Origin of the sequence: uncultured Pontibacter sp., assembly GCF_947495565.1 — a bacterium.
Classification (GTDB): domain Bacteria; phylum Bacteroidota; class Bacteroidia; order Cytophagales; family Hymenobacteraceae; genus Pontibacter.
The window spans coordinates 1-23,717 of record NZ_CANLZM010000005.1; the positions used below are offsets into that span (position 1 = coordinate 1).

Here is a 23,717-nt window from a genome sequence, read left to right on the forward strand (position 1 = left end):
CGCTGCCCCCCTTTTCCTTTTTCACACCACAACATACCCAAAAGCTGCGGCAGCCAGGGTTGCCCGCAGCAGCAGAAAGGGGGAGGCCGACAGATCCAACCTCTTAAGAATCTAACTTACTATTACATTTTGAAGTATAGCTCGAGAGCAGTTGTTTTTTCCTCTGCTCCTCTTTAACTTGAGCTATGGCATTTCTGTTTCCGTCTTTTCTGTTTGCACTGGCAGCCGTGGCTGTACCTATTATCCTTCACCTGGTGCAACTAAGGCGTGCCAAGCGAATCATGTTTAGTAATGTAAGATTTATTCAAGTTTCTAAAGACCTTACAGCCAGCCATAGGAATCTTAAGGATTTACTGATACTTGTTTCCCGTATTCTCTTTATAACGTTTTTAGTGCTTGCTTTTGCGCAGCCTTTTCTGCCAGCTTCGGATGCCGCTACAGTAGTGGATGATGCAGATGTAAGTATAGCAGTTGATAATTCATTTAGTATGCAAAACCTGCATCAGGAGGAAGACCTGTTGCTATTAAACGTGGCTACTGATCGGGCGAAGGTAATTTCTGATCTCTTTCCTGCATCTGCAGCTTTTAAAATTTCGTCTTCAGAAAAGCTTAACCATGGCTCCTCAATGCAGCGTGGAGAAGCGCGTACTGTGCTAGATGAACTTGATTTTTCGGCTAAGGCTTTTGCGCCTGGTTCCGCTTTTACAAATAAAGCATCTAATTTATTTATCATTTCAGATTTCCAAAAGAACAGTTTTGTGCCTTCTGTTCTTGATAAAGCAGATTCTTTGACGCAAGTACATTTAGTACCTCTAAAAGCAGCCAGCACTATAAATATCACTATTGATTCTGTATACTTAGAAGATGAGTTTATTCGAGCTGGGGCGGATAATGCGCTGCGTGTAAAACTGTCTAACAATGGTAATGAGGCTATTCAAGGTCTACCGGTAAAATTATTTGTTCAGGAGCAGCAAGTTTCTGCTTTAAGTATAGATCTTCCTGCTAACCAGTCTGTAGATGCTGTTATGACTTTTAGAGCTTCTGGAGTAGGCGCACTGAAAGCTTATGTACAGTTGGAAGACTATCCTGTCGTATTTGATAATACATATCATTTTGTTCTGGCTCCATCAGCACCAATCAACATTGTTGAAATCACCGATGATCAGGCTACTTCTCTGCAGCGGCTGTACGGTAATGAGTCTTTCTTTAAGTATACTTCTTTTGGGAGCGGTAATATTAATTATGCTGCTTTAGCTGCCGCTGATATAGTTATTCTGAATAGTATAAATTCTCTTTCTACAGCACTTGCTGCTACAGTAGCAAATTACGTAAAAGAGGGAGGGACACTAACAATAATTCCGCCCACCAACGAAAGCAATGGTGCATATGCCTCTTTGTTTCAGAACCTGAGCTTGGCTGCTAATTTTACAGGTGCTAATGCAGCTAAAACTAGTTTGGCTGCACCAGACCCTAATCACCCTTTCTTTCGAAGTATCTTCTCTGATTTTGATCCTAGTATTAAAATGCCAACAGCTGTGAGAAGCCTAGCTTGGTCAAGGGCGGCAGATGATATTTTAAAGTATAGAGGCGGAACTCCTTTTCTCTCCCGCTTCGACAGAGGCAGTGGCTTTGTCTACTTAATGGCCACACCCCTAACGGAGTCCTTCAGTAGCTTGCCTAATCATGCACTGTTCGTTCCTATCATGTATCGGTTAGCAATTAGTAGCTATAAGCAGGCACAGCAGCTGGCGTATACTTTGGGCGGGGGCACTATTCAAGTTCCGGCTGTTGCTATGCGAAAAGAAGGCGTATATGAGTTGCGTAGAGATACTGTGGCTTTTATACCGGAGCAGCAGGTAAGAGGAGGCAAGCTGTTTTTTAATGTGCCGCCAGATATGCACGAGGCCGGTTTCTATAACCTGCAGCTCCAAGATTCTGTAGTTGCAACGCTGGCTTTTAATTATGTTAAAGATGAGTCATACTTAGAGCAATACTCTCCGGACGAACTGCGCGCTTTAATAGGAAACGAACGCGCAAATATTCACGTGTATGACTATGGTGACGCCTTTTCAGTAAAAGGTGAGTTCGAAAAAAGATATTTTGGCGTCAAGCTTTGGAAATATTGCCTAATATTGTGTCTGTTTTTCCTGATGGCCGAAATAGCACTTATTAGATTCCTCTAGCATGAAAGTACTTCTCCGAGCAGCAACTATTTACAATTCACAGTCCGAGTTTCATCTGCAGCAGCAGAATATCCTGATAGAAAACGGAGTCATTTTATACATTGGTTCTGAAGATCAAGAGGCAGACAAAACCATAGAAGCCGAAGGTTTAAGCGTATCGCCTGGTTGGGTAGATATGCAGGCTTTCACTGGTGAGCCTGGCTTGGAGTATAAAGAAGACCTGGAAAGCCTTGCCGCCGCCGCCGCCGCTGGTGGTTTTACCGAGGTGCTACTATTGCCTAACACAGAACCGGTGGTTCAAACGAAAGGCGCTATAAACTATATCAAAAGCAAAAGCCATACTTTGCCGGTAACGCTGCTTCCTGCTGCTGCAGTAACAGTTGATACCTACGGGAAAGACCTGACAGAAATGATAGATCTGTACCAGGCAGGCGCAGTAGCTTTTACTGACGGAACACATCCGTTGCAAGGCGCAGATGTTATACTAAAGGCACTACAGTACCTGCAGCCATTCGATGGACTGCTGATGAACAGACCTGAGCACACCCGCCTTACTGAGAATGGACAGATGCATGAGGGCGAGGCTAGCACCCGTTTGGGTATGAAAGGCATACCTTCCCTGGCCGAAGAGGTGACCGTAACCCGCGATCTGCAGCTGCTGCGTTACGCAGGCGGTAAAATGCACTTCTCGCTTATATCCACTGCGGCCGCCGTAGAGGCCATACGCAAAGCAAAGGCTGAAGGGCTGCAGGTAACGTGTGATGTAGCCAGCTATCAGGCGGCATTTACCGATGAAACAATCGAAGCCTTCGACACAAACTATAAAGTTACGCCGCCTTTCAGGAGTGCAGCGGATGGTGCAGCCATCAAAGAAGGTCTGAAAGACGGGACGATTGACGCTGTTGTGTCAGCGCATATGCCGCAGGATGTGGAAGCTAAGAAACTAGAGTTCGACCTGGCAGAATTCGGGATCATCAATTTAGAAACAGCTTTTGCTGTGGCTAACACAACTCTGGACTTACCGCTGGAGGTGCTTCTGGAGAAACTGACAGTAAACCCGAGGCGCATTCTGGGTTTGCCTGAGGTACGTATTGCTGAAGGTGAGGTAGCTAATCTAACTTTATTTAACCCTGCCCAGAACTGGATTCCGAATACGGAAAGCCTAAAGTCGAAATCGCATAACAGCCCGTTTATAGGCCAACAGCTGAAGGGGGCGGTGTTAGGAACAATTCATAAAGGGCAGTTAGTGCTCAACGATTCTTTTTAATATATTTATACCTATATTTAGGTAGAGTTGGCCTAATGCACACTCTATCCGAGGGAAAGACATGTTTAATCAGACAATTGTGCGGGTAGGGATACGCTATGGCGTAATGAGTGGCATTGTTTGCTTTGCGCTGGTAGCACTGCTATACTTTGTTGGCTATAACCCTTTTGGCGATATGGGTAGAATATCATACTTGCCTATTCCAATCTTTATATTCCTGGCCATCCGGTACTACAAAAAGTTTATAGAGACAGAACTTAGTTTTGGCAAAGGGCTGCGGGTTGGGTTAGCGGTGGCGTTTTACAGTGCATTGAGTTCAGCGATGCTTGTGTTGGTGCTTATATACCTGGTGGGGCCGGTAATTTTGCAAAACCACATTACAGAAATGCAGGCTTTGCTGGAGGAGACGCGCGAGCAGCAGATACAGCTACTGGGGGAGGATGCTTACAAAAATGTGTATAATGCCTTGGAAAACCTTACGCCCTCGACTCAGGCAGCAGATTTCTTTTTGTGGAGACTAATCGTGGGGAGTATTTTCGCGTTAGTGGCCGCCGTATTTTTCCGGAAATGATTTCATCTAACCTATAAACACTATAACTATGACCGACAATCAACCCGTTGCAACTGAAAAGGCTCCTTCAGTATTTCCAACCGCTCTGAAATGGGGGCTGCTGGCAGGTATTATTTCCATCGTGTTTTCTCTATACGGCTACATAACGGAGAGCTTTGGTAATATTTTTCTAGCCTTAGCTGTATCGTTAATTATTTCCATTACCATCCTGGTTTTGGCAATGCGTGATTACAGAAAAAGCAACGGCGGCTACATGACCTACATGCAAGGGTTGATACTAGGTATAGTTACCATGGTTATTGCCAGCTTCATCTCTGGGCTTTTTACGATGCTTTACGTGCAGTTTATAGACCCAACCATTCCAGAGAAAATGGTGGATGCCGCTTTAGAACAAATGATTATGCTTGGTGTTGATGACAGTGTGATAGAGGAACAGCGCGAAACGATTCTGGCTGAAAACACACCTGTTAATCAGCTTTGGGGCGCATTAAAAAACGGACTTTTTGGAGGACTGATCCTGTCGCTGATTATCTCTGCTATTATGAAGAGATCGCGGCCGGAGTTTGAATAAAACATGCAATACACTTACGATATTTCGGTAGTAGTTCCGCTCTTCAACGAGGAGGAGTCGCTGCCTGAACTCGTGCGCTGGATCAGAAGAGTGATGCACGCGCACGAGTTTTCTTATGAGGTAATACTGGTGGATGATGGCAGTACCGACCGATCGTGGGAGGTAATCCATACTTTAGGTGAGGAGGACAAAGCCGTAAAAGGCATTAGCTTTAACCGTAATTATGGAAAGTCTGCTGCCCTGAACGAAGGTTTTCGCCGTTGCGAGGGCGAAGTAGTCATTACCATGGATGCCGACCTGCAGGATAGCCCGGAGGAGATTCCTGCGCTTTATGATATGATCAAGCACCAGAAGTATGACCTGGTGAGCGGCTGGAAAAGAAAGCGCTTTGATCCTGTCAGCAAAACAATCCCTACTAAATTCTTTAATGCCGCCACACGAAAGCTATCCGGCATACAGCTGCACGACTTTAACTGTGGCCTGAAAGCGTATCGGCAGCTGCTGGTAAAAAGCATAGAGGTACATGGCGAAATGCACCGCTATATTCCGGTTATAGCCAAATGGAACGGCTTTACAAGGATAGGCGAGAAGGTGGTGCAGCACCAGGAGCGCAAGTATGGCACTACAAAGTTCGGGCTGGAGCGCTTTGTGTACGGTTTCCTGGACCTGCTCTCCATTACCTTTGTCAGCCGTTTTAAAAAGCGCCCGATGCACTTCTTCGGTTCGTTGGGTACGCTCATGTTTGTTGTGGGCTTGGGCATAACGGTTTGGCTGATCATGCAGAAGTTGTTCGGACTTTACTCAGAGGGCCGCGTACGCGATATTGTAGACCAGCCGCTGTTCTTCCTGGCGTTAGTGGCTGTTATACTTGGTGTGCAGCTTTTTCTGGCTGGTTTCCTGGCCGAGATGATTGCTATGGCTGCCAGCAAGCGCAACGAGTACCTGATCCGCGATAAAGTAGGCTCCATAAAAAAGTAAATGGCGAAGCGGGTAACCATAGTCGGGCCAGCGCACCCGCTGCGTGGCGGCGGTATGTCCACGTTTAACGAGCGGATGGCTTATGCTTTTCAGGAAGCAGGTTGTGAGGTAGAAATAGTTACTTTCAGCCTGCAGTACCCGTCTTTTCTATTCCCGGGCAAGAGCCAGTTTACCACAGAGCCTGCACCAGCTGGGTTAGCTATAAAAGTGCTGATAAACTCTGTAAACCCGCTAAGCTGGTGGCGCGCTGGGCAGTACATAAAAAAGCAGCAGCCCGATCTGGTAGTGTTTCGTTATTGGCTGCCGTTTATGGGGCCGGCATTGGGTACCATAGCCCGCATCATCCACAGAAATAAGTATAGCCGCATTCTGGCTATCACAGATAATGTGGTGCCGCACGAGAAGCGCCCCGGTGATGTGCCTTTCACCAAATATTTTTTAGGTTCCTGCCACGGCTTTGTTACCTTATCGCGGTCGGTGCAGCAGGACCTAGAGCAGTTTGAGCCGAAGAAACCGAGCGTATACTTGCCGCACCCGCTTTATGATAATTTTGGGGAGGCTGAGACTAAGGAAGCCGCTTGTGCTGCCTTAGGTATCGATCCAAAGTATAAGTACCTGCTCTTTTTCGGTTTTATCCGAGCTTACAAAGGCTTAGACCTGCTGCTGCAGGCTATGGCCGACCCGCAGGTAAAAGAGCTGCAGCACCTGAAGCTTATTGTTGCCGGTGAGTTTTACGAGGATGCCGCGCCTTATCACCAACTTATCGAAGAGCTGCAGCTGCAGAATAAGCTTATACTACGCACCGATTTTATACCTAACGATGAAGTACGCCACTACTTTTGCGCCGCCGACCTGGTAGTGCAGCCTTACAAACACGCTACCCAAAGCGGTGTAACGCAGGTGGCCTATCATTTTAACAAGCCGATGGTGGTAACTCGCGTCGGAGGTCTTGCGGAGTTGGTGCCGCACGGTGAGGTAGGGTATGTGGTAGAGCCGCAGCCGCAAACTATTGCCGCTGCCATACAGCATTTCTATACTTCCGGCAACGCAAATTTGCTCTCAGACAACATCTCAAAGTATAAAAAGCGCTTTAGCTGGAGCCGTTTTGTGCAGGCCATGTGGGAGCTGGCCGAAAAGGTAAAAGTATAGCCTGTTTCTCTCAAAAAAATTATCATCCTTTTTCCATAACTCTAAAATCTCTACAGGTTTAAATATAGCTATCAGTATATATTTGCAGATGATCAAGATTGAAAAGTATAGTGAACTAATGCCTTCTGCCAGAAGTATACTCCATCAGTTTATTGAGGAAGAATTTGGGCACATCGCCTTTGTGCAGGAGCGCGAATGGGCGGAGCCAGAGTGGGTGCTGACGATGTATGAGAATGACGAGATAGCCACGGTTTGCCATGTGGTGCTGCGGGAGGTAAATATGGATGGGCAGCTATATAAAGTAGCCGGAATCAATAACGTGATTACTCCAAAGGCATTCCGGGGTAAAGGCTACGCCAGCAAAGTTTTGCGTGAGGCAGAGAAATTTGTTTTCGAAGAGTTAAGCTGTGCCTACGCGCTGCTGCTTTGTGCTGATGCTCTGTTGCCGTTCTACAGCCGTTTGGGTTGGAATAAGCTGGAAGAGTGTGAGCTATACTATTATCAGCCAACTGGCGAGCAACTTTATGATTCCAATGTTATGTTGCTTCCAGCGAACAATCTGCTCCTTTATAAACCCAAATACATTAACCTAAACGGGCTGCCTTGGTAAGGCACTGCTGCTTTCTGGCTTTTATGCGCAGCTGTCTGCCTAATGGCTACTTATACTTTGGCAGCGTAGATTTATTTTGCTTACAAGTATGACTTCAGCTCAAACTATGAAACAGAAAAATTATATACTGGTGCTAGGCGCCGGAGGCAACATTGGTGGCAAGGTGGCGCAGGAGCTGCTGAACAGAGGCGCGCAGGTAGGTGTAATGGGCCGCAGCCGTAGCCGCCTGGCGCAGTTTGAGGGCAAGGCAGAAATTTTAGAAGGCGATTTTAATGATGATGCTTTTCTGCACCAGGCGCTCCAAAAAGCTAGCAGCGTTTACCTTACCGTGCCAGATGATGCTTTTGCTGATGTATCTACCACTGCACAAAGGTTAGCGCATTTGTTGCAAAACACAGCGGTTACGCATATCGTCAACATCAGCAACAGCATTGTTAAGAAATCCGGAAAGCCAACCAAGCTGGTGGCGCTGGAGGAGGAGTTGAATAAAAATCTGCCACAGCACTTGCTGCACCTGCGTTGTGGCAATTTTTTCGAGAACCTGAATTGGGGGCTTCACACGCCATACCTGCCGAACCTGAAGCTGCCCTACATTTCCTCTTACGAAGTGGCTTGCATAGCCGCCCAGCATCTGCAGCAGCAGGGTTTTACAGGTAAACAGGTGGAAGCTATACTTGGCGAGCGAGATTATAGTATGGCAGAACTGGCGGCGGCGGCAGGAGTTACTTACCAGCAGTTGCCTTATACTCCAGAGAACAGCCACTTTTATAAACCTTTTAACGATGGCGATTTTGAGGTGGAGCCAAGGCCTGAGAACTATAAACCTGGAACTGATAAACGCTTCAGTTTGGAGTATTTCCTGAAGCACGACCTGCAGGTGAGTTTCGTCTAAAAATCTTTAAGTATAGATTTAGCTAAAATGAGAATCCCCGGCAACTCAGGCTGCCGGGGATTCTCATTTTATACTATTGAGGCAATTATCCAATAAGCTGCTTTACACCGGTGTAGTTGAACGGAGATATATTTTTCAGCTCCGCCTTCACCTCATCGCTTACCTGCAGCGTATCGATGAAAGTATGAATGCGCTCCTCGGTCATCTTCTCGTTCTTGCGGGTCAGTTCTTTCAGGGCCTCGTATGGCTGCGGGTATCCTTCGCGGCGTAGCACCGTCTGGATGCCCTCGGCTACCACAGCCCAGTTATCCTCCAGGTGCGCGTGCAAAGCCGCCTCATTAAGCTCCAGTTTGCCTATACCTTTCTCCAGGGATTTTAAGGCTATCAACGCATGCGCCAGCGGCACACCAACGTTGCGCAGCACAGTTGAGTCTGTTAAATCGCGTTGCAGGCGCGAAATAGGCAGTTTGGCTGACAAATGCTCAAATAGGGCGTTTGCGATACCTAAATTACCTTCGGCGTTTTCAAAATCTATCGGGTTTACTTTGTGCGGCATGGCAGAAGACCCTACCTCACCGGCTTTTATCTTTTGCTTAAAGTATCCCATCGACACATACTGCCACACATCCCGCGAAAAGTCCAGCAGAATCGTGTTCAGGCGCTTGAGGCCATCAAAATAGGCAGCCAGGTTATCGTAATGCTCTATTTGGGTGGTGTACTGGCTGCGCATAAGGCCAAGCTGCTCCTGCACAAAGCGGTTGCCAAACTCTGGCCAGTTTATACTTGGGTAAGCTACGTGATGAGCGTTAAAGTTGCCGGTTGCTCCACCAAACTTGGCAGAAAATGGCACCTGACGAAGCAAGTCCAGCTGGCGCTGCATTCGCTCGGCAAACACCATAATTTCCTTGCCCAAACGTGTTGGCGAGGCAGGCTGTCCGTGTGTGTGGGCCAGCATGGGTATACTATCCCACTGTTGCGCCAGCCCCTGAAGCGTTTGAAGTATGGCCTGGTAAGTTGGCAGCAGCACGTGCTCGTGCGCCTCACGCAGGGAGAGCGGTATGGCCGTGTTGTTTACATCCTGGGAGGTAAGTCCGAAATGGATAAACTCCTTGTGCTCGCTTAGGCCCAGCTGGTCAAACTTCTCTTTCAGAAAATATTCTACGGCCTTTACATCATGGTTGGTGGTTTTCTCCGTTTCCTTAATGGTCAGGGCGTCCTGCTCCGTAAAGTTCTCGTAGATACCGCGCAGCTCCGGAAAAAGGCTTGAGTTAACATGCTGCAGCTGCGGCAGCGGCAGCTCGCAAAGCGCAATAAAGTATTCCACCTCTACCAGAACGCGGTATCGGATCAGGCCAAATTCAGAAAAATAGGGGGCAAGGTCGCTGGTGTGGCGGCGGTAACGGCCATCTACCGGCGAGATAGCGGTAAGTGTTGTCAGGTTCATGGTTTGGGGATGTGGTTCTCCTGTTCAAAGATACACAGGTTTGCTACACGAAGCCAATTCTGCAGCTTCGGAGTTATACTTTATACTTTGCAGCCGCCCCCTGATGCCCTTTGCATATGCGCAACTTGTTGATTGTGAACTAAGTTAAAGCGTTGTGTGTCAATCATCTTTGGCACTAAGCTTGCAGCTAAGGCTATGGCTGATATATCCTATCGGGGCTGTAGCCGTAATAAGTGTTGAATAGGTAAATTCATGCGTCATTATATAGCGAAAAACCTGTATTAATGCGCACTGCTTTTTTTGATACAAATCTTATTAGTTAATTCGCACCATATTCTATTTTGGACCATCGTTTGAAAAATAAAATTCTTATCTGGGTTGGCGGTGTGCTAGCCTTCGTTGTACTCTTGTTTGTGCTGCTATTCGCTTTCAGGAGCCGTCTGCTTAATTATACCATTGAGCGTGTTATTGCCAAGGTAGAGAACCGGTACCCTGTAGACTTCAAAATCGGCAATGCCGAGTTTGTAGACTGGACTTCTGTGGTGTTAAGTGATATTTCGCTGGTGCCGCTCAAGCAGGACACGCTATTTGTGACTGACAGCGTGCATGCCACGGTTGGTTTCCGTTCGCTTTTTAAAGGGCGCATTGTATTTAAACGCCTGGTGGTAAACGACAGCTACCTGACAGCCGTGAAAAAAGGAGAGGTTACTAATTTCGATTTCCTCCTGAAAAAAGATGAAGAAGCGCCTGAACAGCCTGCAGACACCACCGGCACTGGCCGCAACTACGGACAGCTGCTGAACCGCCTGCTCGAAACAGCCTTTGATAACGTGCCGGACCAGGTGGATTTCAAGAACCTGAACGCCTCTTATACTTCTACAAACCGCACTATAGATATTCGGATGCCTTACTTGCTGATAGATGATGGCAATATCAATTCGGAACTTTACGTGCGCACCGACTCGCTGGTGAATAACCTGCTTGTAAAAGGCACCATAGACCCGCGCGACTATAATATTTCAGCCAGCTTGTATACAGCCGATACAGCAGGTATAAGATTGCCTTATGTGCAGCAGAAGTTTGATGCCATGGTTGCCTTTGACACGCTGCACATAAGCCTGCAGGACAAAAAGTACCGCAACGACAAACTTACTGTAAGCGGCTCGGCTATGGTGAACAACATGCTGCTGAACCACCCTAAGTTAGCCGATGAGGATATTATGGTAGAAGAAGGTGCCGTAGATTATGTGGTAACGCTTGGCCCGAATTTATATGTGGTAGACAGCCTGACAGAGGTGCGTGTAAATAAAGCGCGTGCCAATGTATACGCCGCTTATCACAACGAAACCTCCAAGATCTTTGACCTGAAGGTAAAAACGGAGCAAGTGCCCGGCAATGATTTTTTCAGCTCGCTGCCGCCCGGATTGTTCGAGAACCTGGAAGGGATCAGGGCCGAAGGTTGGTTGCAATATGATCTGAAATTTCACCTGAACATGGATAGCCTGGAGCAGGTGGTGTTTGACTCTGATCTGGATGCCTCCGAAGACTTCAAAATTGTGGAATGGGGCAATACCAACATAGAAAAGATAAACAGCTCGTTTACGCATACTATGTTTGAGTACGGCAAGCCGGTGCGGACTTTTACCGTTGGCCCTGCCAATCCGTTTTACGCGCCTATCAACCAGATATCGCCATACTTGCGCAATGCCATACTTTCTGCTGAAGATGCGGGCTTCTACAGCCACAACGGCTTTCATGAGGAGGCTTTCCGGCAGGCAATTATCAAAAATCTGAAAGAAGGGGAGTTTGCCCGTGGGGGCAGCACCATCTCCATGCAGCTGGTAAAAAACGTCTTCCTGACGCGCCAGAAAACAGTAACCCGTAAGGTAGAGGAGGCCATTATTGTGTGGCTGATCGAGAACCTGGACCTGGTATCTAAAAACCGTCTGTTTGAAGTATACCTGAACATAATAGAGTGGGGGCCGGATGTGTATGGCGCTAAAGATGCCTCGCGGTTCTATTTTGGCAAACAGCCGTCGGAGCTAAACCTGGCGGAGGCCATTTTCCTGACCAGTATTATTCCGAGCCCGAAGCGCTACCGTTCTTCTTTTGACAGTGCCGGAAACCTACGTAGCTGGAAGTCTGGATACTACCGCATGATCGGGGGCATTATGCGCCGCCGTGGGCTAATTTCTCAGGAAGAGTATGAAAACCTGTACCCGAATGTGCGCCTCTACGGCCGTGCCCGCGACCTGATCGTAACGAACCCCGATACCTCTACGGTGGAAGAAGATACCAGCCAGTTCGAGTTAGAGACAATTGATATGCTGGATTTTTAAATAACTAAAGTATAAAAGGCAGCCCCTGCAGCGATAGTTGTAGGGGCTGTTTGCTTTACAAAAGTATAGTTGCGTATACTTGCGATGATGAAAAACGAAGATAACTTAGTTGGACTGATTCCAAGGGCTAGTGCCGCGGCGGCACGTGTGGGCCTCGACTGGTTTCTGCTGGCGCTTATAAGCATGATTGTGCTGGCTTACCTGTGGCCGGAGTTGGGTGTGGACCGGGGGGCGGTCTCGCTGGGCGATGTGGCTAATTATGGCGTGTCAGTTATTTTCTTTTTTTACGGACTGCGCCTGAGTCCTGAGAAGCTGAAGGTGGGCCTGAGCAACTGGAGACTGCATTTGGTAGTGCAGTTAAGCACATTTATATTTTTCCCGATGCTCATTTTGCCGCTGTATACTTTATTTAGAGACACTCCGCAGGAGCTGCTGTGGCTGGGGGTATTTTACCTGGCGGCGCTGCCTTCCACGGTTTCCTCATCAGTGGTAATGGTATCCATAGCAGGAGGGAACATTCCGGGGGCTATTTTTAACGCCAGTATTTCCAGCCTGATGGGTATTTTCATCACACCACTTTGGATGGGCCTCTTCCTGACGACCAGCGCAGAGGGCTTTGATATGGGTAGCGTAATGGGGAAACTGGTGCTGCAGGTGCTGTTGCCAGTGGTGTTAGGTATAGTGCTGCACCGCTACTGGGGCGCTTTTGCCGAGCGCCATAAAGGCAGGTTGCGTGTGTTTGATCAGGTCATTATTCTGCTTATCGTATTTACGTCATTCTCAGAATCGTTTGCGCGGAAGATGTTCAGCGGGTACAGTATAACGGATATTGTTATACTTGGTGCCGCAATGATCGGGCTGTTTTTCCTGATGTACGGAATCATTTATGGTATTACCAAACTATTGGGCTTTAACCGCGAAAACCAGATCACAGCTATCTTCTGCGGCTCTAAAAAATCGTTGGTGCACGGCACAGTCATGTCGAAAGTGCTTTTTCCGGGAGGCAACATGGTCGGAATCATTTTACTGCCCATCATGATATACCATGCGCTGCAACTGCTGGCTGCAAGCATAATAGCACAGGCTGAGGCGCGTAGGAAGGTTGTGGATTGAGAGCAGATTTAGTGGACTTCTTCTGTACCGGTTCCAACCACCCCTGCCCCTCCTTGTCAAAGAAGGGGAGCCTGTTATTGCTTTGGCTAAAGTATAAGTTTCATTGCTGCTGGTATAGCGCGGACAGGTCGCGACCTGTCCCTACAGGTGTAAACCCACCCCTGCCCCTCCCGAGAGGGGAATTCAGTTCCTGTTGCATAAACAGCGGCTATCGAACTGATCCCAGTACTTGGGTTGAGCGCCTTGTATTGATGCGGTGCCGAACGGAGTGAGGCAGCCTGCAGCGCAGCGATGGCAGCTTCAATACACCACGCGATGCCCGAGGACGAGCCCTCTCGGGCTTGAGGGAGCCAAAGTCGGAAATGAAATAAGCCGCTTCTAGGACTGAGGATCAGCAGCAACTAGAATGTGTAGCTTGTTTCATGTTTTAAACAGCAGCAGCTAAAGGTATAAGCGGACGCTTGCTCCAGTGAGGCTACTACAAAAAATTAAGTATCATAAAAGCAAAACGCCCACCTGCTTTCAAAGCAAATGGGCGTTTTGCAAAGTATTAAAAAGCAGCTTACGCTACTTGTGCCTGCTTCTGCTCTTTCGCTGCAGCCTCTTCCTTATCCAATAGCTTTTTATCCAGAATAAACGGGCCAAAGGGCAGCAGAGAGGCGATGAAACCAGCCGCTATTTTTTTTAAGCCCCAGTTGTGCACCAGCGTTACCTGCAGCAGCGCCAGCATGTAGAGCACGAACAGGACACCGTGCGCCCAGCCCACATACTTTACAAACAGAGGCAGATCAAACATATACTTTAAAGGCATTGCTATACCCAGCAATATAAGGTAAGACAGACCTTCGTAGATGCCCACCGTGCGGAGGCGCGAAATAGGAGTTTTCATGAGAGCTAATAACTTAATACTTGTTGCTGCCTTGCAACACGGCAAAGGTACAAAACGTGCCTTATAACGCTTCTAATATTCGACGGAAGTATGGCTGGGGCAGTTATTTAACATCTATAGTATAACAATGTACTACAGCTACTCCACAGGATTAGCTGTAGCGGGGGCTGCGTAAACCTCGTTCTGTAAACCAAGCGAGAAGCTGTGGATGCTGTCGAAAATTGCTTTTACAAAATCTTCATCCAAGCCAATGTCGCCTGCAGTTTTCAGCCTGTTCTCCAGTAGCTGCTGCCAACGGCTGGCCTGATAAATATCCAGTGCATTGTCGCGTTTGTACTCTCCGATTCTTTTTGAAACATCCGACCGAAGAAACAGCACGTTGAGCAGTTCATGGTCTAGTTTATCTATTAAGGTGCGCAGGTCCTGCAACTGCTCTGGCTGCGCCACCCGCTCCGATTCCAGGTCCAGCACGGTCAGAAGCTTGTCCAGGCCTGCTGGGGTTACTTGCTGGGCCGCATCGCTAAGGGCTACATCTGGGTTGATATGCGTCTCGATCATCAGGCCGTCCGCGCCCAGGTGCAGCGCCTGCTGGCTCACGGTTTCTAGCAGGTCGCGGCGACCGGCAATGTGGCTAGGGTCGCAGAGCAGCGGAATGCCCGGAGCCAAGCTTCGTATCTCCTGAATGGTTTGCCACTTTGGGTGGTTGCGGTACGGCTTGTTACTCGGAGTAGAAAAACCACGGTGTATAAGCCCCAGGTCTGTAATGCCGGCGCGGCTCAGGCGCTCCAGCGCCCCCAGCCACAATTGTAAGTCCGGGTTTACAGGGTTCTTCACCATCACCGGAATATCCACGCCCTGCAGTGCATCAGCTATTTCCTGCACCGAAAACGGGTTTACGGTAGTGCGCGCGCCTACCCAAAGTATATCCACACCATGCTTTAGCGCTTCTTCCACGTGCTGCGTGTTGGCCACTTCCACGGCTGTCTGCAGGCCTGTTTCCCGCTTCACCGTCTGCAGCCACTCCAGCCCCACAGCACCTACGCCCTCGAACAGGCCCGGACGGGTACGCGGCTTCCAGATACCCGCCCTGAAAATAGATACTCGATGGTCTTTCTTTAGCTCCCGTGCCGTCTGTAGCATCTGTTCTTCGGACTCTGCGCTGCATGGCCCGGCAATTACAGTTGGCAGCGGCCCGCCGTTTAAAATTTTTGTGCTGGCAACAGTCTTAAGGTTGGTTGGGTTAGTCATTTTTATACTTCTTTATTGATTTCTTGAGATGATTTGATTCTTTTGGTGGCTTCTTTGAATTGTGCGGCGGGCGCGCAGAGCGAGATTCGGATATAGCGTTCGCCCTGGCTGCCGAATATTTTACCTGGCGTCAGGAAAATGCCCTGCTCATAAAGTAGCTCGTCTAAATAGGCCTCCACATCAGCGATCTCCTTCGGAACAAGTGCCCAAATAAACATCCCTGCCTGATTTGCTTGGTAAGTGCAGCTCATCTGGTTCAGGAGAAGGTGGGCCAACTGCTGCCGTTGCGCATATACTACATTGCGTTCTGTATGCCAGAAATCGCTATTCTGGAGGGCAGCGATGGCAGCTTCCTGCACCGGTAGCAGTTGCCCCGAATCGAGGTTGCTCTTCACGGCAAGTATGGCCGAAAGGTACTCCTGCCGCCCCAGTACCATGCCCACACGCCAACCCGCCATGTTATGCGATTTACTCAGCGAGTTCAGCTCCAGACAGTTTTCTTTGGCTCCGGCTATACTTAAGAGGCTAAGCGGCGGCTGTTGGTGGAGTACCAGGCTATAAGGGTTATCGTTGACGAGGAGCAGGCCATGCTGTTGCGCAAATTCCGCTAGCCACACCAGCGTTTCAGTTGCAGCCGCAGTACCGGTTGGCATGTGCGGATAGTTGATCCACATCAGTCTAAAAGCACCCTGCGCCACCAGCTGCTCGAGTTCTTCCCGCTGTGGCAGCCAACCGGTGGCTTCATCCAAAGTATAATTTACAGCCTCGGCAGTAGCCAGGCGCGCTGCGGCGGCATAAGCCGGGTAGCCGGGGTTCGGCACCAGCACCTTATCTCCGGGGTTCAGGAAAGCCATGGAGATAAGGAAAATGCCTTCTTTAGATCCTGCCAATGGCAACACCTCCTGTTCCTGTAGCTCTACGAGGTACACCTGTGCATACCACTGCTGCATGGCCTGCCGGAGTTTAGCTGTCCCGGTGTAAGGCTGGTAACCGTGACTGCTAGGTTGTTGCGCCGAATGCGTAAGTGCCGCAATAGTTGCCTCAGATGGAGCCATATCGGGGCTGCCGATGCCAAGGTTGATGATTTCCCTGCCCTGTGCCTGCAGTGCCCGCACCTCCGCCAGTTTGCGCGAAAAGTAGTACTCCTGCACATGCTGCAACCTGTCTGCTTTTGGTATGATCATGCCTTTAAAGTATAGCTGCTGTTTCTCTTTCTGATACTTTAGCCGGGTGAACCGCTTTTTGCAGCAGCCCCAGCACCTGTAGCTCCTCCACCAGCGGCCTGATATGTGCGATAGCCTCCTGCAGCTGCTCCACATGCTCCGCCTCTACCTCTGCCACCATACTTCCTCTGCTATCCGTAGATGGCAGGCTTTGCAGCAGTGTCAGCTCCACCTGGTGCTTCTGCAGCAGGCTCAGGAGCAGGGTGAGAGTAGAAGTATGGAGTGGCTTCCGGAAAGCAAGTATGGCTTTATCGGCAGTGGCAGGCACAGCAGGCTGCTCACGCTGCAGCAGCAGAAATCTGGTATGGTTGTCAGTGGTATCAGCTATGTTTTCTGCCAGAATTTCCAAATCATATAGTGCTGCGGCTACTTTTCCGGCTATGGCTGCGGTGTTCTTCAGTTGCTGCTCCTGTATAGTTTTAGCGCTGTCTGCAGTATCGTGTGATTGCTGAGGCTGCAGGTGTGGGTGCTTTTGCAGAAAACCACTGCACTGCGTCAGCGCCACCGGGTGCGAGAGCACTTTCCGGATATCCTGTATACATTGCCCGGGCAGCGCTATCAGGGTCTGATCTATGGGCAGCCAAAGTTCTGAAGTTATGTGCAGGTGGTGCTCCAGCAGCAAAGCGTAGTTGGCTAAGAGGCTCCCGGCCAAAGTATTTTCAATAGCCATTACGGCGGCATCTACCTCTTGCTGCTGTAGCGCGGCACAAAGCCTGCGGAAGGTGGTGCAGTTTAGTGTTTCAATCGTTTTTCCGGTTTGCAGCAGCCTGGCCGCTGCATCATGGAAGGAAGCCGGGCCACCTTGTATGGCAATTTTGGTTCTGTTCATGGTTAGAGTGTTGAGGGGTTGAAAAAGAAGAAGCCCCGCTTGTGGCGGGGCTTCTTTGGTTTATACTTCGATGCGTTTCGTAAACACAATAGCATTACCTGTGGAGCCCCGGCGGAGAACCAAAAAAGTAATAGCTAAAATAAAATGTGTTGTGTGGCATCAGTTTATACTTTATCTCTTATCAAAATTATATTATGCTACGGCAGTAGAGCCTATACGTCCCTGCGGGTTTTGGCGATGCTGCTGTAGCGCCTCCATCAGCGTTCTGACAAAACTGCTGTCCATGTCGGTGTAGTCGTCGCGCTGTAGCCAGGCATCCAACTCCTGCTGCCAACGACTTACCTCAAGGCTCTCCTGCACATCGCCCATCTGGTGCAGGCTTATCTTCTGCGATACCTCGCGGCGGCGAAGCAACAGGTCCACCAACGCCTTATCAACGCTGTCCATCTGCTGGCTCAGGTCATCGAGTTGCTCCACCAAATGGTTCGTGCCATCCAGCTTTACTTTGGATTCGATGGCATTGATGAGCAGGTCCAGTTCCTGCGGCATCAGCTGCTGCTGCGGACTGCTAAGTGCCCCTGCCGGGTTCATGTGCGATTCGAACAGCAAGCCATCCACACCTAAATCTACAGCTTTTTGGCTAACTGGGTACAGCAGGCTTCGGCGGCCGGCAATGTGCGCGGCATCGCAAAGTATAGGTAGTTCCGGGTGCATCTCCTGTAGCTGCAGCATGTGGTCCCAGCGCGGGTGGCTGCGGTACGGGTACTGCTCATCGGCGGCAAAGCCACGGTTTATCAAGCCCAGGTCCGTGATACCGGCTTGGTTCAGGCGCTCCAGAGCACCCAGCCAGAGGCCCAGGTCCGGGTAAACCGGGTTGTTTACCAGCACAGGCATATCGGTTCCTTTCAGGGCAGCGGCTATCTCCTCCATAGCGAAAGGGTTTACCGTAGCGCGACCGCTGATGCTCAGGATGTCTACACCATGTTTCATGGCCTCCTCGGCATGCTGTGCATTGGCCACTTCGCAGGCGGTGCGCAGGCCGGTTTCCTTTTTCACCATTTCGAGCCACTGTAGCCCCACCGTACCGACACCCTTAAACGAATTAGGGCGTGTACGCGATTTCCAGATTCCTGCTCGCAGCACATTAATCCCTTTAATGGCTTTGAGTTGTTGGGCTGTCTTCAGCATCTGTTCTTCGCTTTCGGCACTGCATGGTCCCGCAATTAGCACCAGGCTGCCGTCTGCGTGTCGGAAGCTGCTTTTTTGTGCTACATTGATCGGTGTTCTACTTGCTCTCATGGTTTTGGCATGTTAAAAATCTCGGTTTTGGTTGATTTAGTTTGAAATTAGCTTAAAACAAAAGAGCCCCGCTTGTGGCGGGGCTCCCTTGGTGGTTTATATCCTACAGCTCTTTACGATGCACAATACATTACCTCGGAAGCCCCGTGTGGAGCACCTTAAAGGAATTCGTATAAATGCAGGCTAGTTGCTGAAGCATGTCTTTGTCTTTATTTTTAGCAAGTATAAAGTATAAGCAACCAATAAAGCAAATTTTTACCAAAATATATTTTTATAAAGCTATCGCTAAAGTATAGATATACTTGTTGATAATCAGCTGTTTATTGCTTTATAGGAGGCTCAGGTAATTCGCTTTCTTTTTTGGGGAACAGCAGGGATGCGGCAACGGAAATTGCCAGAATAGCGCCAACGGCCATCAGGGCATAGCTCATATCGATGTGGTAGATATCGCTGAGCAGCAGCTTGACGCCTATAAAAGCCAGAATAAGCGACAAGCCGTAATGCAGGTAATGGAACAGCTGCATGATGCCGGCCAGCGCAAAGTATAAAGCGCGTAAACCCAGCAAAGCGAACACATTTGAAGTATAAACTATGAACGGATCTTTAGAAATGGCAAGTATGGCCGGTATGGAGTCGGCGGCAAAAACCACATCGGTACTCTCAATCATGATCAGCACCAGGAACAGCGGTGTGGCAAACCATTTACCGTCTATCTTAGTGAAGAATTTTCCGCCTACAGCAGTTTTGGTGATGCGTAAGTGCTTGCTGGCCCACTTTACCAGCGGGTTGTGCTCAGGGTCCACTTCGTTATCTTTGGAGAAAGCCATTTTAACGCCTGTGTACACTAAAAAAGCACCCAGAATGTAAATAAGGAAATGGAATTTGGCAATAAGCGCGACTCCTAAAAGTATAAAAATGGCACGCAGCACCAGCGCCCCGAAAACTCCCCAGAACAACAGGTTATGCTGGTATCTAAGCGGGACTTTGAAGTAGTTGAAAATCAGGATAAAAACGAAAAGATTATCTACGCTCAGCGACTTCTCGATCAGGTAGCCAGTAAGAAACTCCATAGCCGATTGTTCGCCCTTCCAAAAGTAGATGAGCACATTAAAGCCCAGGGCCAGCACAATCCAGAACAGGCTGGTGAGCAGGGCTTCCTTTATCTTAACCTCGTGCTCCTTGCGGTGGAACACAAAAAGGTCCAGGATGAGCAGCACAATGACAAACGCGTTAAATATGATCCAAAAATAAATGCTATCCATAGGGAAAGGATGTTGTGCTGTTCTACAAAGTTCCAAATATAGCTAAGGGAAGCAAGACTTGCTTCGCTTTTCAGAAAAGCATTTTAAAGTCTTTGCAGCTGCTTCGGCTGCGCTGCTTACGCTTAACGAAAATAGTATGAAAAACTATACTTTGTGCCGCTGTGAATTAGACTCTATAAGCACTCTTGCTGCGCCTCTAGCTGTATCCTATAAGAGCCATTAAAAGAAGTATAAAAGCGAGAAGAATGTTATGTTGCCCGGCAAACTATACTAGAAAGGTGAGGTAAAGCAGCCAAACTAAAATCAGGATTCTGGTTAGTACCGGTCGAAGTGGCGGAAGTAGCTGTTTACTTTCATTTTGATGACACCTAAAACGGCCTCCTTAAAAATACCCGACGACATTTTAGAAACGCCCTTGGTGCGATCTGTAAAAATGATAGGCACTTCCTTTATCTTAAAACCATACTTATAAGCCAGAAACTTCATCTCGATCTGGAAAGCGTAGCCCACAAAGCGAATCTCGTTGAGCTGTATGGTTTCAAGCACTTTGCGGCGGTAGCATTTGAAACCGGCCGTAGTATCGTGAATGGGCATACCTGTTACCAGGCGCACATACCAGCTAGCAAACCAAGACATTAGCACGCGGTTCATTGGCCAGTTTACCACATTTACACCCTGCACGTAGCGGCTGCCAATGGCCACATCGTAGCCTTGGTTGGCGCAGGCATCGTAAAGGCGCAGCAAATCTTCCGGGTTGTGCGAGAAGTCGCAGTCCATTTCAAAGATATACTCATAACCGTGGCGCAGCGCATACTTAAATCCGTGGATATAAGCAGTGCCCAGGCCAAGTTTGCCCTGGCGGGTTTCCAGGTGCAGGCGTTCAGGGTACTCCAGCTGCAGTTGGCGCACGATATCGGCAGTGCCATCCGGAGAGCCGTCGTCAATGATCAATAGCTCGAACGGGTGGCTCAAGGACATTACCCTGCGCACCATCGTTTCTACATTTTCCCGCTCATTATAAGTTGGGATGATCACCAACGCATCTTTCATGCTTCAAATATAGCTAATCAGCTATTGTGAGCATGAACCCTGATAGAATTAATTTTACCTGCAATTTCTTTCGCATGCCTGATGCAGCTTGTAACAGACATGCCTGCATGCCAGTTAGCGGCAATATACATGCCGTCATTTTCCAGTGTTTGAGCCATGTCGTGTGCATCTTCAATATGGATGTCATATTGCGGAAGGGACTCTTGCCAGAGGTGCGTGTACTGAAAGTTAGGGCTGTCGGCTGTGATGCCATGGAGCGCTTTCAGCTCTTCGTGAACCTGCTTTAAAAGCGTTTCGCGGTTTGTTAAAGCCAGGTGCTCTGACTGCACCCCGCCCACAAACGTTGTAAAAAGTACCTCGTGCGGGCGACAGCGGCCACTAAAAACCGAACTGCTCCAGATAGACCGGCTCGTAAAGGCATCCTCTGATTTAGGGTGCATGGCACCAAAGCCCTCTAGCGGGCTAGCCAGGTCGCGGCGGTTGTAAACAGAATGCACCACCGACAGGGGCGGGTAATAGATGTTTTGCAGCGCAGCAGCCATGCCGGGAAACGTATAATGCAGCAGGCCGGCAGCATGATGCGCGGGAAGAGCCAAAACCAGCAGGTCATACTCCTCGGTGTCCGTATCGGTAGGGGAGGAGCAGCTAACAATATACTTGCCCTGGCTGCGGGTAGCCATTTCTACACGGTGCTCGGTGTGCAGCGAGATCAGCTTATCGGCAATGGCTTGCGGCAGTGTATACATGCCATCCACAAACGAGAAAGACTTTAGCAGGTCTGTCTCTGCCGGGGTCTGCGACAGCCCTTTCAGGACAGAGCCATGCGCTAACTCCAGCGCCTTTAGCTGCGGAAATGTTTTCCGGATCAGCAGCTTGTTTGGGTCGCCGGCGTACATGCCTGCTATGTATGGGTTTACTGCATACTCCAGCACATCGGGGCCAAAGCGGCGCTCAAAAAACTCGGATACTGTTTCGTACTCGTGGCCGGCAACCGGAATGTTCTTTTCCTGCAGCATGCGGTAGCGGGCTTTCCAGGAGAAGCAGTTATCGGAAAGAAGTGAGAATGGTGTGAGGGGCAACTGGCGGTACGCTCCGTTGCGCAGCACAAAATGATTGTGGCTGTTGTCGGCGGCAGGCAGCACCTCCTGCTCCAGTTTCAGCTCTCGAATCAGGTCGGCAACCTCCGGTGATAATTGGATAGAATTCGGGCCTAACTCCAGCAGGTAATCGCCTATTTTAACAGAACGGATATTGCCTCCTACCTGGCTGCCGGCCTCCAGGAGGTCGTACGGGATGCCTAGCTTCTGTAAATAATATGCCAGCGCCAATCCCGATATGCCTGCTCCAATAATCGCTACTCTCATCTACTGCTGCTTCTGTTAAAGTTATTTTGGCGTGTGTCTGGCCGCTGGCTTTTACTGTGCAGACCAACGGTTTCTAGCTTAAACGTTTAAATGTGTAATTTAGCGCCTCACCCATACTTACTATGCCACATGCAGAAGCAAAAGTGTATTTTTTTGGACCGTGACGGCGTGCTGAACCGTGAGCGCGGCGACTATACGTATGCATTGGAAGATTTTGAAGTGCTGCCCGGCGTGCCTGAGGCGCTTGGGTTGTTGAAGAAGAACGGCTATTTGCTGATAGTGGTTACAAACCAGGGAGGGGTAGCCAAAGGATTGTACAAAAAAACAGATGTTTTGGCCTGCCACCGCAAACTTCAGGACACCTGCAACTCCCTGATTGATGCCCATTACATGGCTCCCGGCCATCCGAATTTCTCCGCCTCCCTCTCGCGCAAACCCGACAGCCTGATGCTGGAAAAGGCCATCGCAAAGTATAACATCGACCCCGCCCAAAGCTGGATGGTAGGCGACTCCCTGCGCGACCTGGAAGCTGCCGAGAAAGTAGGAGTGAAGGGTATTCTGGTTGGCGACAAGTATGAACCCAACGCACATGTATGGCAAATGGCAGATCTGTGGGAGGCGGCGCAGTTTATACTTGCAAAGTCAGGTGGGGAAGTATAGGAATAATCTGATGTTTTAAGTATACTTACTTGGAATTATGGATCATGTAAGCAGGCAAATCAAATCCATACATAGTGCAGCTAGTAGGAGTAGGTACTCCTGCTAGCAGATAGTTGGCGGTAAATTGAATCATGAATAAAAACTTACTCTTTTACTTGTCTTTAGCAGCTTTACTTCCATTTTCATCTTGTCAGCGAACCGAGAAGGTGAAATCCAAAGAGTATGGAGTAGAGATTCTGACATTCGGCCTTGGTACTAAGTTCGAGGCCTTCATGTACAACACAGAAGTTACAGTATACGATCGCCAACGCTTCAAAATTAACAATGGCCGACTTGACGAGAACACACTTTACATTTTAAAGCATCATTATCAGGACACGGTTGAGGTTGTTGATACTTTAAAAGTAAAATTGCAGGATAGTGCAATAGACTCTCTTTACAACTTGACCCATGCTTATCTAACTACTATAGATATGAATAACGAAATTGAAGAAGGTAGCCAAATAAGAGAAAACATAGTTGATGGAGCAAGCTTTACCGTCTCTCTAATTTATGATAAAAAGCGCTTAGAAGGCTCTCAATGGGGGCTTAAGGGTGCTTGGCGAGCTTCAGATCAGGCTGCTCAGCTCTTCCGCTTTGTAAACAGGAGGTTACCTGAAGAATTTAAGTTGTACTAAGAAAATCTGCCGCCAACAAGGTATATAAGTCATACTTCGGCTACGCCTCGTTCGCCTTTTATACAAGCCGTTGCAGTGGATAATCTAAAGTAAGTTTTG

General features: G+C 48.8%; 21 protein-coding genes. 12 read left to right on the plus strand and 9 right to left on the minus strand.

What is annotated here, in order from left to right; translation table 11 throughout:
• The first annotated feature begins 185 nt into the window (after nucleotides 1-185).
• The 8 genes from Q1B04_RS07925 (at nucleotide 186) to Q1B04_RS07960 (ending at nucleotide 8,221) form a co-directional block, all read left to right on the plus strand.
• Nucleotides 186-2,183 (plus strand): BatA domain-containing protein, encoded by a 1,998-nt coding sequence (locus Q1B04_RS07925; protein ID WP_299757771.1) that lies wholly within the window; start codon nucleotides 186-188, stop codon nucleotides 2,181-2,183.
• Between the two features lies 1 nt (nucleotide 2,184).
• On the plus strand, nucleotides 2,185-3,450 hold the full coding sequence (locus Q1B04_RS07930) for a dihydroorotase (RefSeq protein ID WP_299757776.1): 1,266 nt from the start codon (nucleotides 2,185-2,187) through the stop codon (nucleotides 3,448-3,450).
• Between the two features lie 61 nt (nucleotides 3,451-3,511).
• Nucleotides 3,512-4,021, plus strand: a complete 510-nt coding sequence (locus tag Q1B04_RS07935) for a DUF4199 domain-containing protein (protein ID WP_299757778.1) — start codon at nucleotides 3,512-3,514, stop codon at nucleotides 4,019-4,021.
• A 28-nt stretch (nucleotides 4,022-4,049) separates the two neighbouring features.
• Nucleotides 4,050-4,592 carry a DUF4199 domain-containing protein gene (locus Q1B04_RS07940; RefSeq protein ID WP_299757780.1) on the plus strand — a complete coding sequence of 181 codons (543 nt, stop codon included), beginning with the start codon at nucleotides 4,050-4,052 and terminating at the stop codon, nucleotides 4,590-4,592.
• A gap of 3 nt (nucleotides 4,593-4,595) precedes the next feature.
• Nucleotides 4,596-5,570 carry a glycosyltransferase family 2 protein gene (locus Q1B04_RS07945; RefSeq protein ID WP_299757782.1) on the plus strand — a complete coding sequence of 325 codons (975 nt, stop codon included), beginning with the start codon at nucleotides 4,596-4,598 and terminating at the stop codon, nucleotides 5,568-5,570.
• A complete protein-coding gene (locus tag Q1B04_RS07950; protein WP_299757784.1) occupies nucleotides 5,571-6,719 on the plus strand; it encodes a glycosyltransferase in 1,149 nt (382 codons plus the stop codon). It abuts the gene before it with no gap.
• Between the two features lie 88 nt (nucleotides 6,720-6,807).
• Nucleotides 6,808-7,329: a GNAT family N-acetyltransferase gene (locus Q1B04_RS07955; protein ID WP_299757786.1), complete on the plus strand. Its 522-nt coding sequence runs from the start codon at nucleotides 6,808-6,810 to the stop codon at nucleotides 7,327-7,329.
• A gap of 106 nt (nucleotides 7,330-7,435) precedes the next feature.
• A complete protein-coding gene (locus tag Q1B04_RS07960) occupies nucleotides 7,436-8,221 on the plus strand; it encodes an NAD(P)H-binding protein (RefSeq protein ID WP_299757789.1) in 786 nt (261 codons plus the stop codon).
• A gap of 85 nt (nucleotides 8,222-8,306) precedes the next feature.
• Here Q1B04_RS07960 and purB read toward each other — a convergent pair whose 3' ends face one another.
• Nucleotides 8,307-9,665, minus strand: coding sequence for an adenylosuccinate lyase (purB, locus tag Q1B04_RS07965; RefSeq protein ID WP_299757791.1), 1,359 nt, complete (start codon nucleotides 9,663-9,665; stop codon nucleotides 8,307-8,309).
• Between the two features lie 353 nt (nucleotides 9,666-10,018).
• Here purB and Q1B04_RS07970 point away from each other — a divergent pair, with 353 nt between their 5' ends.
• Both Q1B04_RS07970 and Q1B04_RS07975 read left to right on the plus strand, forming a co-directional pair.
• Nucleotides 10,019-12,004, plus strand: coding sequence for a biosynthetic peptidoglycan transglycosylase (locus Q1B04_RS07970; protein WP_299757793.1), 1,986 nt, complete (start codon nucleotides 10,019-10,021; stop codon nucleotides 12,002-12,004).
• 84 nt (nucleotides 12,005-12,088) lie between these two features.
• A complete protein-coding gene (locus Q1B04_RS07975) occupies nucleotides 12,089-13,117 on the plus strand; it encodes a bile acid:sodium symporter family protein (protein WP_299757795.1) in 1,029 nt (342 codons plus the stop codon).
• 562 nt (nucleotides 13,118-13,679) lie between these two features.
• On the opposite strand, the gene Q1B04_RS07980 is transcribed toward Q1B04_RS07975, so the two are convergent.
• From Q1B04_RS07980 to hemG, 8 genes are all read right to left on the minus strand, one after another.
• A complete protein-coding gene (locus Q1B04_RS07980; RefSeq protein ID WP_299757797.1) occupies nucleotides 13,680-14,006 on the minus strand; it encodes a DUF3817 domain-containing protein in 327 nt (108 codons plus the stop codon).
• A gap of 138 nt (nucleotides 14,007-14,144) precedes the next feature.
• Nucleotides 14,145-15,254 carry a chorismate mutase gene (locus Q1B04_RS07985; RefSeq protein WP_299757800.1) on the minus strand — a complete coding sequence of 370 codons (1,110 nt, stop codon included), beginning with the start codon at nucleotides 15,252-15,254 and terminating at the stop codon, nucleotides 14,145-14,147.
• Nucleotides 15,255-15,256: 2 nt separating this feature from the next.
• Nucleotides 15,257-16,438: an aminotransferase class I/II-fold pyridoxal phosphate-dependent enzyme gene (locus tag Q1B04_RS07990; RefSeq protein ID WP_299757802.1), complete on the minus strand. Its 1,182-nt coding sequence runs from the start codon at nucleotides 16,436-16,438 to the stop codon at nucleotides 15,257-15,259.
• Between the two features lie 4 nt (nucleotides 16,439-16,442).
• Nucleotides 16,443-17,306 carry a prephenate dehydratase domain-containing protein gene (locus Q1B04_RS07995; protein WP_299757805.1) on the minus strand — a complete coding sequence of 288 codons (864 nt, stop codon included), beginning with the start codon at nucleotides 17,304-17,306 and terminating at the stop codon, nucleotides 16,443-16,445.
• A gap of 192 nt (nucleotides 17,307-17,498) precedes the next feature.
• A complete protein-coding gene (locus tag Q1B04_RS08000) occupies nucleotides 17,499-18,605 on the minus strand; it encodes a chorismate mutase (RefSeq protein ID WP_299757808.1) in 1,107 nt (368 codons plus the stop codon).
• A 320-nt stretch (nucleotides 18,606-18,925) separates the two neighbouring features.
• On the minus strand, nucleotides 18,926-19,867 hold the full coding sequence (locus Q1B04_RS08005) for a TerC family protein (protein ID WP_299757811.1): 942 nt from the start codon (nucleotides 19,865-19,867) through the stop codon (nucleotides 18,926-18,928).
• A 315-nt stretch (nucleotides 19,868-20,182) separates the two neighbouring features.
• Nucleotides 20,183-20,917 (minus strand): polyprenol monophosphomannose synthase, encoded by a 735-nt coding sequence (locus tag Q1B04_RS08010; RefSeq protein WP_299757814.1) that lies wholly within the window; start codon nucleotides 20,915-20,917, stop codon nucleotides 20,183-20,185.
• A gap of 17 nt (nucleotides 20,918-20,934) precedes the next feature.
• Nucleotides 20,935-22,281, minus strand: a complete 1,347-nt coding sequence (gene hemG, locus Q1B04_RS08015) for a protoporphyrinogen oxidase (protein ID WP_299757816.1) — start codon at nucleotides 22,279-22,281, stop codon at nucleotides 20,935-20,937.
• Between the two features lie 129 nt (nucleotides 22,282-22,410).
• Between hemG and Q1B04_RS08020 the strand changes: the two genes are divergently transcribed.
• Nucleotides 22,411-22,941, plus strand: a complete 531-nt coding sequence (locus Q1B04_RS08020; RefSeq protein ID WP_299757819.1) for an HAD family hydrolase — start codon at nucleotides 22,411-22,413, stop codon at nucleotides 22,939-22,941.
• Between the two features lie 131 nt (nucleotides 22,942-23,072).
• Entirely contained in the window at nucleotides 23,073-23,618 is a 546-nt protein-coding gene (locus Q1B04_RS08025) for a hypothetical protein (RefSeq protein ID WP_299757821.1), read from the plus strand.
• Nucleotides 23,619-23,717 lie beyond the last annotated feature (99 nt).

What these genes read in the sequence shown, in the direction of transcription:
- Q1B04_RS07925 (WP_299757771.1), top strand. Translation starts at nt 186, where the DNA reads ATGGCATTTCTGTTTCCGTCTTTTCTGTTTGCACTGGCAGCCGTGGCT.
- Q1B04_RS07930 (WP_299757776.1), top strand. Translation starts at nt 2,185, where the DNA reads ATGAAAGTACTTCTCCGAGCAGCAACTATTTACAATTCACAGTCCGAG.
- Q1B04_RS07935 (WP_299757778.1), top strand. Translation starts at nt 3,512, where the DNA reads ATGTTTAATCAGACAATTGTGCGGGTAGGGATACGCTATGGCGTAATG.
- Q1B04_RS07940 (WP_299757780.1), top strand. Translation starts at nt 4,050, where the DNA reads ATGACCGACAATCAACCCGTTGCAACTGAAAAGGCTCCTTCAGTATTT.
- Q1B04_RS07945 (WP_299757782.1), top strand. Translation starts at nt 4,596, where the DNA reads ATGCAATACACTTACGATATTTCGGTAGTAGTTCCGCTCTTCAACGAG.
- Q1B04_RS07950 (WP_299757784.1), top strand. Translation starts at nt 5,571, where the DNA reads ATGGCGAAGCGGGTAACCATAGTCGGGCCAGCGCACCCGCTGCGTGGC.
- Q1B04_RS07955 (WP_299757786.1), top strand. Translation starts at nt 6,808, where the DNA reads ATGATCAAGATTGAAAAGTATAGTGAACTAATGCCTTCTGCCAGAAGT.
- Q1B04_RS07960 (WP_299757789.1), top strand. Translation starts at nt 7,436, where the DNA reads ATGAAACAGAAAAATTATATACTGGTGCTAGGCGCCGGAGGCAACATT.
- purB (WP_299757791.1), bottom strand. Translation starts at nt 9,665, where the DNA reads ATGAACCTGACAACACTTACCGCTATCTCGCCGGTAGATGGCCGTTAC.
- Q1B04_RS07975 (WP_299757795.1), top strand. Translation starts at nt 12,089, where the DNA reads ATGATGAAAAACGAAGATAACTTAGTTGGACTGATTCCAAGGGCTAGT.
- Q1B04_RS07980 (WP_299757797.1), bottom strand. Translation starts at nt 14,006, where the DNA reads ATGAAAACTCCTATTTCGCGCCTCCGCACGGTGGGCATCTACGAAGGT.
- Q1B04_RS07985 (WP_299757800.1), bottom strand. Translation starts at nt 15,254, where the DNA reads ATGACTAACCCAACCAACCTTAAGACTGTTGCCAGCACAAAAATTTTA.
- Q1B04_RS07990 (WP_299757802.1), bottom strand. Translation starts at nt 16,438, where the DNA reads ATGATCATACCAAAAGCAGACAGGTTGCAGCATGTGCAGGAGTACTAC.
- Q1B04_RS07995 (WP_299757805.1), bottom strand. Translation starts at nt 17,306, where the DNA reads ATGAACAGAACCAAAATTGCCATACAAGGTGGCCCGGCTTCCTTCCAT.
- Q1B04_RS08000 (WP_299757808.1), bottom strand. Translation starts at nt 18,605, where the DNA reads ATGAGAGCAAGTAGAACACCGATCAATGTAGCACAAAAAAGCAGCTTC.
- Q1B04_RS08005 (WP_299757811.1), bottom strand. Translation starts at nt 19,867, where the DNA reads ATGGATAGCATTTATTTTTGGATCATATTTAACGCGTTTGTCATTGTG.
- Q1B04_RS08010 (WP_299757814.1), bottom strand. Translation starts at nt 20,917, where the DNA reads ATGAAAGATGCGTTGGTGATCATCCCAACTTATAATGAGCGGGAAAAT.
- hemG (WP_299757816.1), bottom strand. Translation starts at nt 22,281, where the DNA reads ATGAGAGTAGCGATTATTGGAGCAGGCATATCGGGATTGGCGCTGGCA.
- Q1B04_RS08020 (WP_299757819.1), top strand. Translation starts at nt 22,411, where the DNA reads ATGCAGAAGCAAAAGTGTATTTTTTTGGACCGTGACGGCGTGCTGAAC.
- Q1B04_RS08025 (WP_299757821.1), top strand. Translation starts at nt 23,073, where the DNA reads ATGAATAAAAACTTACTCTTTTACTTGTCTTTAGCAGCTTTACTTCCA.